Source organism: Pedobacter folensis (genome assembly GCF_056490665.1).
The window spans coordinates 625,918-638,208 of record NZ_JBWJIF010000001.1 but is presented as its reverse complement, the minus strand read 5'-3'; the positions used below and the strand labels follow the sequence as shown (position 1 = coordinate 638,208).

The following is a 12,291-nucleotide window of genomic DNA, read 5'->3' as shown; positions in this document are numbered from 1 at the left end:
CCTAAAGGCGATTTCACCTCCGATGTTGTCATGTTTTTGTTTAACCTTTTTTCCATTTTATACCACAGCCAACAGCTTTAGTTGATGCAATTGCAGGCTTTTTACCAATTGATAATTCGTTTACTGCATTTTTAACATACTCTACTTTGGTGCTGTTTGCTTCTTCCGGATCATTGTCGATAGCGCCAATGTATTCCACAACATTTCCTTTGTCGGTTTTGTTCAGCACAAAAACATGTGGCGTTCTGGTTGCACCAAACTGTTTGGTTACGACATGGTCTGGATCTAAAAGATAAGGGAAATTTAATTTCTTTTCTGATGCTAGTGCCTGCATTTTCTGGAAGCTTTCATCAGGAACAGCTCCAGCATCGTTTGGATTAATGGCCACCACCGGATAACCCTTTGCGGCGTAAGTTGCATTTAAGGCCGAGATACGGTCTTGATAAGCTTTTGCTACCGGGCAAGTATTACAGGTAAAAACAACAATATAACCCTTTGCATCCTTGTAATCGGCCAGGGCAACCATTTTGTTGTTTACGTTTTTAAGCGAGAAATCTTTAACTACATCACCCACTTTATAACCTTCAGTCTGTGCAAATGCGAATCCCGAGATCAGCATAAAAGCCATTAAAATTAATCTTTTCATAACGATCTATTTTAAGTTTAACAAAGTATTTTTCAGTTCAGTCTCTGTAAATTCCTTTTCGTAAAAATGCCTGCTTTTCTTGTTTACAAACAGTGTAGCAGGAATAGCACCAGACCATTTTTTGTCGACCCGTTCAATATACTGTTGCTGATCCGGTTCATTTAAAAGAAATACCTCCGCATTAATTTTATTGTTCAATACAAATGGAATCACTTCCTTTTGCAATTTTGATTTAAAATCTAAACTCACCAAAAGCACTTTAACCGGCTTTTTTAAATTGGCTAAACGCAATTTCTCGAAATTCGGCAACTCTGCCACACATGGCCCGCACCAGGTTGCCCAGAAATTGATCACATAGGTTGTATCTTTTCCATTGGCCATACGTTTATCCAGATCATCCAGTTTGAGCAATTTCACCTGCGCACTAACAGAATAAGTAATTAAAGATAAGCAGATTATGAAAAATATACGCATAAATGAATAACGAAGTTTGGTGAAGATTGTTTTATTTTTAATGTCCGTCACCCTGAACTTGTTTCAGGGTCTTTAAAGAATAATACTCATCGTAATTCATTTTCACTAATAAGATGCTGAAACAAGTTCAGCATGACGACAAGTATAGGAATTAACTAATTCACCGATCCCGATTTTACCAATACCCTTTGGTAGGCAGGTAAAGTTAAATCATCAACAATTACCCCTCTGGTCGTGCTGGCATGCACAAAAAAACCATTGTTGAGGTATACGCCTACGTGATCTACATCATTGCCGCCAAAAGAGAAAAACACCAAATCCCCTTCCTTTAAATTATCGATACTTTTACGCCTCACCACATTGGCCTGCTCGCGTGAAATACGCGGAAGTGTAACCCCATAAATTTCTTTCTCCAATAAAAAAGCAAAACCAGAACAGTCAATTCCGCCTTTATCTAAACCACCAAAACGGTATTTAACACCTGTCCAGTCGGTAATGAAACGATAAAGTGGTTTGCTTTGTAAATTTGCCATCGCATCAGCCGCCTTTGAAGCTTTCGTGTCACTTTTAACGGTGTATTTCCGGCTACCGCATGACGAAAGAAAAACTATGAGTGTTATTAAGTAAAAAATATTTTTGAGGCGTAAGGCATAAGGTGGAAGGTTTAAGGTTATTTCCATCGTGTCAATTTTATGGTCACTAAATTGTTATTCTTATATTAAGCTTATTTTTCAGTGTAAGGCTTAGATTTTAATATTATTTCAAAGGCTTCAATATTTTTGGTCTTGAGATACCTAGCCTTAAGCCTTAAACCTAACTTCAGCCTTACACCCTAAATCTCTAACCTTTCCTAATTCTTAATCAATCGCTGTATTTCGTCCAATTTAAGCAAAGCCTCTACTGGTGTTAACGCATTTACATCCAGATTATTCAGTGTATCACGGATTTTCACCAGAACAGGATCATCGATGGCAAACATCTGTAACTGATAAGCCTGGTTCTGCACTTTTTTAATACTGTCTTTAATGCTTTGTCCCTCGGTTCTGTCTATTTCCAGTTTTTTCAGGATCTCATTCGCACGACCAATTAATTTGGTTGGCATCCCCGCCATTTTCGCTACGTGTATACCAAAACTATGTTCACTGCCACCAGGAACCAGTTTCCGTAAAAAGATCACCTTATTGGTCATTTCTTTTACCGATACATTAAAGTTTTTGATGCGCGGCATGGTATTGGCCAGTTCGTTTAGCTCATGGTAGTGCGTGGCAAACAATGTTTTTGGTCGCGCGGTTGGGTGCTGGTGTAAAAATTCTGCAATGGCCCAGGCGATTGAAATACCATCATAAGTACTCGTTCCGCGACCAATTTCATCGAGTAAAATCAAACTATCATCCGAAATATTATTCAAAATACTGGCCGTTTCATTCATTTCGACCATGAATGTACTTTCTCCTGAAGAAATATTATCAGATGCCCCTACGCGGGTAAATATCTTGTCTACAATACCTACTTCAGCATCTTTAGCCGGAACAAAAGAGCCCATTTGTGCCATCAATACAATCAGCGCGGTTTGTCTTAAAATAGCCGACTTACCCGCCATGTTGGGGCCGGTAATCATAATAATCTGCTGACTGTCGGTATCCAGATACACATCATTAGTAATGTACTCCTGCCCAACAGGCAATTGTTTCTCAATTATCGGGTGACGGCCACCTTTAATGTCAAGCACCTTATTTTCGGTAACCTTAGGTTTGTTATAATGATTTTTAGCGGCCAATTGTGCGAAACACAATAAACAATCCAATTGGGCAATTAAAAATGAATCGAGTTGGATCGGTTTAATGTAACTGGCTGTTTCGTACATCAGTTCATTATACAGGCGGATTTCAATGGCTTGTATCTTTTCCTCTGCACCTAAAATTTGATCTTCGTATTCTTTAAGCTCCGGTGTAATGTAACGCTCGGCATTTACCAGCGTTTGTTTACGGATCCAGCCTGCCGGCACTTTATCTTTGTGGGTATGTGTAACCTCTAAATAGTAACCAAAAACGTTATTGAAGGCAATTTTTAAAGATGGAATTCCGGTTGCTTCTGCTTCTCGTTTTTGTATCTGTACCAGGTAATCCTTACCACCAAAAGCAATTTTACGTAAGCGGTCTAAATCTTCATCAATGCCGTCGGCAATTACATTTCCTTTAATCAGCAATGCCGGTGGCTCAGGCTGTAATTCCCTTTCAATTCTTTCCCTAATGCCCAAACATGGATTCAACTGATCCGCTATTTTAATCAGGAAAGGATTTTTAGAATCGGCAGCCAGTTTTTTAACCGCCTCTATATGGTAAAGTGCACGTTTTAGCGCCACCAATTCTCTCGGACCAACACGTTGCAGACCAACTTTAGAAATCAGTCGTTCTAAATCGCCAATCTGTTTAATGTTACTTAAAAATTCCCCTTGTAGTTCCTCATGTTTTACAAAATACTCCACCATACCAAGACGTTCCTGGATTGGTTTAAGTTCTTTTAATGGCATGATGATCCACTTCTGCAACAAACGTGCACCCATTGGCGTACAGGTATGATCCAGAATATCGAACAAGGTTACGGCGTTGTCGTTCGGCGAATTTACCAGCTCCAGGTTACGGATCGTAAAGCGGTCTAACCACATGTAGCGGTCTTCTTCAATACGGCCTATTGAACTGATATGCTGAAGATTACGATGCTCGGTTTCGCCCAGATAGTGTAAAATTACACCTGCCGCTACAATTCCGCTCTGCAACCGTTCAACACCAAAACCTTTTAACGAAGAAACCTCGAAGTGTTTCATAAGCGTTTCGTTTCCGAAATCGCTTGTAAAAGGCCATTCGTCTAAACCAAAGGTGTAAAAACGATCGCCGAAATTCTCGGTAAAGGCCTGGCGTTTCGATTTCTGAAAAATAACCTCTGTTGGCTTAAAGCCCTGCAAAAGTTTATCAATATAATCGCTGTTACCTTGTGCAATCAGAAATTCACCTGTTGATATATCTAAAAATGAAACCCCCAGTTGTGTTTTATCAAAAAAAACACAGGCTAGGAAATTGTTCGATTTTTGGTTTACAATATTATCACCATAAGCTACTCCAGGCGTAACCAATTCTGTTACACCACGTTTAACAATGGTTTTTGTAGTTTTAGGATCTTCGAGCTGATCGCAAATGGCCACGCGTTGTCCTGCCCTCACCAGTTTAGATAAGTAGTTATCCAAAGAATGATGCGGAAAGCCAGCCAGTTCTAAAGCACCGCCATTAGGGCCGGTACCTCTTCTGGTTAATACGATGCCTAAAATCTGTGCCGTTTTAATGGCATCTTCGCCAAAGGTTTCATAAAAATCGCCAACCCTAAATAGTAAAAGTGCGCCCGGATACTTCGCTTTAATCGCGTTGTATTGCTGCATTAACGGGGTTTCTTTATTCGTGTCTTTAGCCAAAACTGAAATTAATTTACAAAAGCCATAAAGATAACACGAATAAGCATTTTACAGCTGTTTTGTTGAAAAGTTAAAAGATTGTTAGCAAGCTTGGTCGTTTTGCTTAAACGAGTAACGCATCGAATCGGTTATTGGTTGGCATAGTTGTGCATCAATTTAAATAATTAACCAGGATTAGAAAATGAAGGGTGCTGTGCATTTCGGGATGTGTAGTCCTGCTATCCGCTTTACTTCGTTACACTCGTGTTCGCTCCCATCAGGTTTAGGTACAATGGCCTGTTACCCGGTTGCATAATAATTTTCTTGCTTCAACAGTTAACCCTTTTTACAGTTTAAACAGTTAACTAGGTCTAGAAAATGAAGGGTGCTGTGCATTTCGGATCTTGTAGTCCTGCTATCCGCTTTACTTCGTTACACTCGTGCTCGCTCCTATCAGGTTTAGATACAATGGTCTGTTACCCGGTTGCATAATAATTTTCTTGCTTCAACAATTAACCCTTTTTACAGTTTAAACAGTTAACCATATTATCAACAATTAACCCTAATTCAAAACGTTTCCCGAAGTTGTGTGTTAATCTTATATAATTTACAACTAATATTTTAATTATGACGATCCAACTGAATACCGACAAAAGCTTAACTATCCACCAGGAATACGATGAAAAAATTCAAACGCAGTTAAATGAAGGTTTGAGCAGATATAGCGATTTAATTACACGTCTGGAGGTCCATTTATCAGATGAAAATGGCAGTAAAGATGGCTTAGATGATAAAAGATGTTTATTAGAAGCCAGAATTACCGGAAAAGATCCCATTGCCGTGACCAATATGGGTAATACTTACGATTTAGCCATTACAGGCGCTTTAACGAAGTTAAAAAGTACATTGGAAAAAGTGGCTGGAAAAATGAAAGCGCATTAATCCGTTCGTCACCCTGAACAGAGTCCTAGAGAACTCACCAAAGGTAATTTAGTTCAGGGTCTATTAAACAAAATACTTTTATAATAAAAAAGCAATCTGACTAGATTGCTTTTTTATTATAATGTTGGTCGCCCTCCTTTATTACTAAATTGATTATAACATTTTCCATTTAAAAATTTAAATTTAGTACTGAGTAAAACTTTTTTTAATGTTTCATCGCTTTCCTCATTCATTGTACTTATGTGAAGGTTACCTTCTTTGCAAATTGAACCGAGTACACTTTGAGATTTGTCGGTAAAATAAACATATTGAACAATTCCATTTGTTCCCACCAGATCAGCAAGATGTTTAATGAACTGAGGCAAATTTTGCTTATTTATGATTAAGCCTCCTTTAAAATCCTTACCTATACCTTCATTTTCAAGAAATTGCATCCCTTTTTTAAAGTTTTTATATTTTCCTGCTCGAAATCTCCATGCTAACTTCTCATCTCCCAAGAATATAAAACAATCTGATTTTAAACCCTTTAAAAGATGATTAAGTTCTTCTCCTAATGCCTTAACATGTTTTTTACTAGTTTTTGATGTGATAGTTAGAATATAATTGGCGAAGGTTTCCGGATAGAAATAATCGTAATCTTCAATTTCCCCATTATAATTTCTTTGCGGAAATATCGGATATGCTGTAAGGCATTTCTTCCTTTTGATTCGTTCAATCACCTTGTAACTTCGCTTTAATGTAATTCCTCAATATATCCCAAAAACAATTTTAAAGCTTTCCTTCTGTCATCCGTAACATCAAATTGAAGCCGGTGGTATAAATAATCTTCCAGATCGAAATTCTGCACTTCAGGTAATTCCTGTAAAACGTCTTTTCTATGCTCTAGTCCAAATTTTAAAGCCGCATTAAATTCGGCCTTAAATTCTTGTGAGATTTCTTTATTGGCTACCCAGGCCGCATACATAAAAGGCAATCCGGTAAAGTTTTTCCATTCCTCACCCATATCGTAGGCATAAGCGAAATCGTCTTTTTTACCAAAGGTTCTATCGCCGATTAAAACAAAAGCATCCGTTTTTGCAGTAGGATCAGTCGTAAACTCCACTTCCTTTTTCCAGTGGAACTTAAGCAATACTTTAGCCAAATTGTTTGATGTACGCGAGTGGCTATCCAATCTGACCGTTTTAATTTCCTGGGCCGGAACTTCACTAAAAATGAATACAGAGTTCACCCCTCCATCACTTCCGATACAATAATCGGCCACAATATTGGCATTGGGAACTAAAGGAATTGCCGCTACTGGCATCAAGCCGATATCAACCTGACCGTTAATCACTTTGGCTGCGCAATCTGAAGGGATATCTAAACTTAAATCGATTTTATTTATAATGTCCGAATGTGTTAATCCGTAGATAAAAGCTTTGGTATTGGTATAGGCAACTGCCGATATTTTAATCTTATTCAAGGTGTTATTTACTTTTAATTGTTGCCGTCATGCTGAATTTATTTCAGCATCTGTGCTAAAAGATCCTGAAACAAGTTCAGGATGACGAACTGAGAAAGTTATTCAATTATTAAACCATCTAAATGAATGGCACTGTTAAATTCAAGAACAGTAAATTTTCCATCCTCAAAACCCACTTTATAAAGCACGGTATTCTGATGTGGAAATTCAGTCATTTCGCTTAATGGTTTGCCTAGTAACAAACATAAGAAAACGCGCATTGCCCTGCCGTGCATACACAGTAAAACTGTTTTTTCTTCAGGTCTGGTCATTAAAACTTCCATCGGTTGTTTTAAACGTTCGTAAACATCCTGAACGCTTTCGCCACCTTCGAAATGAGCCGTATAATCTCCGTCCTGCCAGCTTTGTAACATCTCACGGAAAGCATCGCGTGCAAGTTCCGTATTGGGTTGTCCTTCCCAAATGCCCCAGGCCAGCTCGTCTAAGCCTGAAAGTTTTTCCCAGGGTAATTTAGCATCTATAAATTTTTGAACAGTTTGCCAGGTACGTTTTAAATCGGAAGTATAAATCTTATCAAAAGGGATGTCTTTATACGTTTGATAAAAGGCTTCAGCCTGTGCCCGGCCTAAATCATTTAAGTCAGAATTTATACCTCTGCCCTGTACTATGCCTTGTCTGTTAAGTTCCGTTTCGCCGTGGCGTATGATGTATATTTCTTTGACCATTAAAATGGGATTTTTAGGGTTATAAGATTGCAGGGTTAACGTTTTTAGTTATTGATTTTCTGGATTTTGCGAAAAGTTGTTAAATCCTATCCTCATAACAATCCTAATTCACTACTGGCAGCTTATAATACTGCGGTTTCTTTTCTTCTTCGAAAACTACATGCTCGAAATCGGTCACCACATTATATAAAGTATCGCGTTCTATCGCTTTTCTGCCTACCTGCTTTATTAAATTAACCAGTTCTTTGGTGCTCATTGCGGGTGTTTGCTCTTCAGCACCAGCCATCGAGTATATTTTGGTGGTATCATCTAAAGTACCGTCAATATCGTCAACACCATAATTTAAGGATAACTGCGCAGTTTCGCGACTAATCATGGCCCAATAGGCTTTAATATGATCGAAGTTATCCATATAGATACGGGCGATGGCATAATTCCTTAAATCTTCAATCACTGAAGATTCTGGCACGTTGCTCATCTGGTTATGCTGATTTCTGAATTTTAAAGGGATAAAAGTCTGGAAACCACCTGTGCGATCCTGTAATTCACGTAGTTTTTCCATGTGATCTACGCGATGCCAATATTTTTCGATATGGCCATACAGCATGGTGGCATTACTGCGCATACCTAGTTTATGCCATTCTTCGTGTATATCCAACCATTGCTGGCCCGTACATTTGTCTTTAGCAATCTGTTCCCTGATTTCAGGGTGAAAAATTTCGGCTCCGCCACCTGGTATCGATTCTAATCCGGCTTCTTTCATCAAACGCATACCTGTTGCGTAATCGATTTTAGCTTTCTTAAAAATATAATGATACTCCACAGGAGTTAATGCTTTCACATGTAAATCAGGACGATGCTGTTTAATTGCTGTAAATAAGGCAGCATAAAAGGCCACATCATATTGAGGAAGTACGCCACCTACAATATGTACTTCAGTTACCGGTTCTCCATCATATTTTTTAACGATATCGAGCATTTGCTCCATCGTTAAAGCCCATCCCTCTTCTTTTTGTTTGATTAAACGGGAATACGAGCAAAATTTGCAATCGTAAACACAAAGATTGGTCGGTTCTAAATGGAAATTCCGGTTGAAATAGGTTTTATCACCGTGTTTTTGCTCCCTGATAAAATTAGCCAGAATCCCCAGGTAGCCCAGTTCGGCATGTTCGTAGAGGTAAACGCCTTCGTCAAAGGTAATGCGTTCTCCGTGAAGAACTTTGTGTGCTATGTTTTGTAATTCAGTTGATAAATTGGTATCAGCTAATATTTTTTCAACTTGCTCAGTTGTATTCATTCCCGATTTATTTTGAACAAAAATACAATAATGAGGCGATTTGAAAATCATTTTCTTGTAACAAACCGCGATTTCAGGTACCAACTACTATAATTAGCCATAGATCAGGACAGATAAACACAGATTTTGATTGGGTATCCAGTTAAAAACTCACTTAAGCTTAATAATATCAGCCACGGAAACACGGAAGGCACAGAAAAATAACTGTCAAACTCCAGTATAAATTGATGTTTCCCCGCTTGACGGCCTGATATGTAAGACAAAACCTGATTCTAATTTTATATCTGTGTTAATCTGTGGTTAAAAACCTACTATAAAACAGTCCAAGAGACTCCGTGTAAATCCGTGTTTCCGTGGCAATCCTAAAAGACGGTAAACAAAAAAAGCACCTCTTTTCAGAAGTGCTTTCACTGTATGTTTTTCGTAGGTAAATTTAATTATTTTGCTGCAGGTACAAATGTTAAAACGATGTTTGCAGTTTTGCCACCAAATTCGATTGGCGATTTTAAGATCATTTGTGTGCTAGAAAGATCAGTTAATACTAAACGGTAACCTTCTGTTACATTTTTGGCTTTATCGCCTTCAAATATTTTCTTAAACTGGAAGGTTTGATCTTTAGGTGCTGCCGACCAGAAAATGGTTTGCATTACCGAACCACAAGCGCTTGATGCTGGCAAGGTATAAGAACCATTTCCGCTATTGGTTAAATTCCATGTACTTCCCTGGAAACATTTGTAAGATTTCTCTCCAAACAAACCTTGAACAGCGCCATCAGGCAATCCTTCTAAAGCTACATTACTCACTACCCATTCGCGAACCACTGTACCTCTGCTACCTGTTACACCTGCTGTTACTCTTTTTGCAGTATTACAACTTTGTAACATTACTAAAGTAGAACATGCTATTGCGATAGCTATAAATAATCTTTTCATTTTTGTTTAATTTAAATTTCGTCAAACTTGTTACATAAATCTTGCCAAAACCATTACGAACCTTAAATTAGCGCCAAATTATTAAATTACATCCCGATATTACTTCGATCAAAATTAATGACCATGAAACCCGAAACCCTTGCTATTCACGCTTCTAATCTTGTAAGAAGCATTACAGGCGATGTCACACCTCCTCTTAATCTGTCGACAACTTTTTTTCGTGATGCAGAAGGCGGCTATCCGGGCGGACACATGTATAGCAGGGTAAGCAATCCAAACCGGTCTGCTTTAGAAAACACTGTAGCCAAATTAGAATATGGCGAAGATGCAGCGGCTTTTTCTTCGGGGAACACCTGTGGTCTGGTTTTATTCCAGGCCTTAAAACCCGGCAGCCACATTATTGCGCCAGATGATATGTATTGGGGAATTAAAAAACAATTGCTTACTATTTTTAACGATAGTTTGGAATTTGACTTTATTGACCAGACCGATTTAGATCTGATACAATCGAGCATCAAACCTAATACCAAACTGATCTGGATTGAAACGCCATCCAATCCTTTATTAAAAGTTACCGATATCGAAGAAATTGCTAAGATCGCGAAGGCGAAAAACATCACATTGGCCTGCGATAGCACCTTTGCTTCTCCAATTTTACAAAATCCGGTTTTATTAGGGGCTGATATTGTGATGCACAGCAGCACCAAATACCTGGGCGGGCATAGCGATGTACTCGGCGGAATTTTGGTAACGGCCAAAAAAGATGAGCTTTGGGAGAAAATCAAAAATATCCAGCAAACGGGTGGTGCGGTGCCTTCTCCTTTCGATTGTTTTCTATTAACCAGAAGTATTAAAACACTGGCTTACCGCATGAAAGGACACTGTGAAAATGGAAAGATTATCGCTGACTATTTAAACGCACATCCAAATGTTGAAGCTGTTTTTTATCCTGGATTAGAAAGTCACCCACAGCACGATATTGCAAAGAAACAAATGAAAGATTTTGGTGGGATGATGTCGTTCCTGGTTAAAGGAGATGTTGAAGCTGCCCATAAAGTGGTCAACAAAGTTCAGTTATTTGCGCAGGCGACCAGTTTAGGAGGTGTTGAAAGTTTAATCGAGCACCGTTATTCGGTGGAAGGCCCTGATAGTAAAACGCCTAAAAATTTACTCCGTATTTCTGTAGGTTTAGAACATGCAGATGATATTATCGCTGATTTAGCGCAGGCGCTGGGTTAAAATATAATCCTATAAGGTCTTTAAGTCCTTATAGGATTTATATATCTTATTTAGGGTTACAAATAGTAGTCAACTTCAACGAATAATTTGCTTCCAGCGGCTCATTAGTCTGTGCCAAACGTTGCGATCCTGTATTGGCCGGGCAGGCAATATCACCGGCAGCATCATATATCAGTTTTGTTCCGCCAGCCAGTAATTCTTTTGGTACATAAACCTGCACCCTGGTAATCGAATAACCCGAAGGGAAATAACGCACATAATAACCGTCTGGGTGTTTGGTCCAGATACCACTTGGCACATCGCTTCTTGGTGGCGCCATACCCGCTATAATCGCATATTTTTCCATATCTGCGTAGGTATAATTTCCAGAAGCGACTAACTGGCGGATATTATTTTCTGCTTCAAAAACGGCCCTCACACCTGCAGGCAATTGATCTTTGGCCTTTTCCATTACATCGAAGGGTAAAATGCCTAATGCACCACCTTCTAATTGGGTAAGTTGTTTTGGTGTTAATAATTTAATGGCAGTTACTTTAACTTGTCCATTAAAATCGGCAAATTTTGTTCTGGCAATGATCGTCCAGAGTAAAGCCTGGATATCATGTTGGTCTACATCAGGATGTTTCTCAGCGCTTTTCAGAATAGAAACCACAATTTCTTCCTTCGGACCTAAAACTGGTGCAAACATATAACCATCGCCTTTTGATGGCGCAAAAGTTCCGGCTTTTAAACAATAACTTTTATTGGTCATTTCGTATAAACCTTCGCAAAGTACAAAACCACCCTCTGGGTTTTTAGGCAATAAATATAATGGCTGGGCCTTTAAATTTAATGAATTAATGAAATCAGGTAGCTTTTCGCCTTCTCTGTTTACATCTTCAAAGCTGGTGGTAATGGCAGCGGGCTGTTTTAAAAACTTGTCTACCCCTAAGGCTTTAGCACCCTGAGCAGTGCCTACTTTTAACAGTTTGTCTTTTAAACCTCCGAATTGGGCGTTTGCGCTGCTTAAACCTATTACAGTAAAGAGCAGGCCTAAACATAGGGCTTTTGTATTTTTCATCATGATTAAATTTAGATAGGTAACACAAACTTAGAATTTTAAGCGTTAATTTCTTATTAAAAGTTTCGCATT

The 12,291-nt window shown here is 38.6% G+C and carries 12 protein-coding genes; 2 read left to right on the top strand and 10 right to left on the bottom strand.

The annotated features are described in order from the left end of the window. Nucleotides 1-40: 40 nt before the first annotated feature. The 4 genes from AC04QZ_RS02535 to mutS form a co-directional block, all read right to left on the bottom strand. Nucleotides 41-646: a thioredoxin family protein gene (locus AC04QZ_RS02535; RefSeq protein ID WP_478356444.1), complete on the bottom strand. Its 606-nt coding sequence runs from the start codon at nt 644-646 to the stop codon at nt 41-43. 6 nt (nt 647-652) lie between these two features. Further along, entirely contained in the window at nt 653-1,120 is a 468-nt protein-coding gene (locus tag AC04QZ_RS02530) for a TlpA disulfide reductase family protein (protein WP_086546066.1), read from the bottom strand. Between the two features lie 155 nt (nt 1,121-1,275). After that, nucleotides 1,276-1,800 carry a C40 family peptidase gene (locus AC04QZ_RS02525; protein WP_086546065.1) on the bottom strand — a complete coding sequence of 175 codons (525 nt, stop codon included), beginning with the start codon at nt 1,798-1,800 and terminating at the stop codon, nt 1,276-1,278. 170 nt (nt 1,801-1,970) lie between these two features. Further along, nucleotides 1,971-4,550 (bottom strand): DNA mismatch repair protein MutS, encoded by a 2,580-nt coding sequence (gene mutS, locus AC04QZ_RS02520; protein ID WP_478356443.1) that lies wholly within the window; start codon nt 4,548-4,550, stop codon nt 1,971-1,973. Nucleotides 4,551-5,189: 639 nt separating this feature from the next. Between mutS and AC04QZ_RS02515 the strand changes: the two genes are divergently transcribed. After that, nucleotides 5,190-5,504 carry an HPF/RaiA family ribosome-associated protein gene (locus AC04QZ_RS02515; RefSeq protein ID WP_478356442.1) on the top strand — a complete coding sequence of 105 codons (315 nt, stop codon included), beginning with the start codon at nt 5,190-5,192 and terminating at the stop codon, nt 5,502-5,504. Between the two features lie 116 nt (nt 5,505-5,620). On the opposite strand, the gene AC04QZ_RS02510 is transcribed toward AC04QZ_RS02515, so the two are convergent. The 5 genes from AC04QZ_RS02510 to AC04QZ_RS02490 all read right to left on the bottom strand — a co-directional run bounded on the left by AC04QZ_RS02510 (nt 5,621) and on the right by AC04QZ_RS02490 (nt 9,920). After that, nucleotides 5,621-6,223 (bottom strand): hypothetical protein, encoded by a 603-nt coding sequence (locus AC04QZ_RS02510; RefSeq protein ID WP_478356441.1) that lies wholly within the window; start codon nt 6,221-6,223, stop codon nt 5,621-5,623. A 14-nt stretch (nt 6,224-6,237) separates the two neighbouring features. Beyond that, the gene (locus AC04QZ_RS02505) at nt 6,238-6,966 is read right to left on the bottom strand and encodes a menaquinone biosynthetic enzyme MqnA/MqnD family protein (RefSeq protein ID WP_478356440.1); all 729 of its coding nucleotides are present in this window, start codon (nt 6,964-6,966) and stop codon (nt 6,238-6,240) included. Between the two features lie 98 nt (nt 6,967-7,064). Beyond that, on the bottom strand, nt 7,065-7,691 hold the full coding sequence (locus tag AC04QZ_RS02500) for a histidine phosphatase family protein (RefSeq protein WP_478356439.1): 627 nt from the start codon (nt 7,689-7,691) through the stop codon (nt 7,065-7,067). A gap of 103 nt (nt 7,692-7,794) precedes the next feature. Beyond that, nucleotides 7,795-8,988, bottom strand: coding sequence for an aminofutalosine synthase MqnE (gene mqnE, locus AC04QZ_RS02495; protein WP_478356438.1), 1,194 nt, complete (start codon nt 8,986-8,988; stop codon nt 7,795-7,797). Between the two features lie 437 nt (nt 8,989-9,425). Next, nucleotides 9,426-9,920, bottom strand: coding sequence for a hypothetical protein (locus AC04QZ_RS02490; protein ID WP_478356437.1), 495 nt, complete (start codon nt 9,918-9,920; stop codon nt 9,426-9,428). 123 nt (nt 9,921-10,043) lie between these two features. On the opposite strand from AC04QZ_RS02490, the gene AC04QZ_RS02485 reads away from it, so the two are divergent. Then, nucleotides 10,044-11,159, top strand: a complete 1,116-nt coding sequence (locus AC04QZ_RS02485) for a trans-sulfuration enzyme family protein (RefSeq protein ID WP_478356436.1) — start codon at nt 10,044-10,046, stop codon at nt 11,157-11,159. Between the two features lie 46 nt (nt 11,160-11,205). Here the strand turns inward: AC04QZ_RS02485 and AC04QZ_RS02480 are convergent, their stop codons facing one another. Next, complete coding sequence (locus tag AC04QZ_RS02480; protein ID WP_478356435.1) at nt 11,206-12,222, bottom strand: hypothetical protein; 1,017 nt, start codon at nt 12,220-12,222, stop codon at nt 11,206-11,208. Between the last annotated feature and the right edge of the window lie 69 nt (nt 12,223-12,291).

Excerpts from the sequence above, each read along its gene's own strand:
- mutS (WP_478356443.1), bottom strand. The coding sequence starts at position 4,550 with ATGCAGCAATACAACGCGATTAAAGCGAAGTATCCGGGCGCACTTTTA.
- mqnE (WP_478356438.1), bottom strand. The coding sequence starts at position 8,988 with ATGAATACAACTGAGCAAGTTGAAAAAATATTAGCTGATACCAATTTA.
- AC04QZ_RS02530 (WP_086546066.1), bottom strand. The coding sequence starts at position 1,120 with ATGCGTATATTTTTCATAATCTGCTTATCTTTAATTACTTATTCTGTT.
- AC04QZ_RS02525 (WP_086546065.1), bottom strand. The coding sequence starts at position 1,800 with ATGGAAATAACCTTAAACCTTCCACCTTATGCCTTACGCCTCAAAAAT.
- AC04QZ_RS02535 (WP_478356444.1), bottom strand. The coding sequence starts at position 646 with ATGAAAAGATTAATTTTAATGGCTTTTATGCTGATCTCGGGATTCGCA.
- AC04QZ_RS02500 (WP_478356439.1), bottom strand. The coding sequence starts at position 7,691 with ATGGTCAAAGAAATATACATCATACGCCACGGCGAAACGGAACTTAAC.
- AC04QZ_RS02515 (WP_478356442.1), top strand. The coding sequence starts at position 5,190 with ATGACGATCCAACTGAATACCGACAAAAGCTTAACTATCCACCAGGAA.
- AC04QZ_RS02490 (WP_478356437.1), bottom strand. The coding sequence starts at position 9,920 with ATGAAAAGATTATTTATAGCTATCGCAATAGCATGTTCTACTTTAGTA.
- AC04QZ_RS02485 (WP_478356436.1), top strand. The coding sequence starts at position 10,044 with ATGAAACCCGAAACCCTTGCTATTCACGCTTCTAATCTTGTAAGAAGC.
- AC04QZ_RS02480 (WP_478356435.1), bottom strand. The coding sequence starts at position 12,222 with ATGATGAAAAATACAAAAGCCCTATGTTTAGGCCTGCTCTTTACTGTA.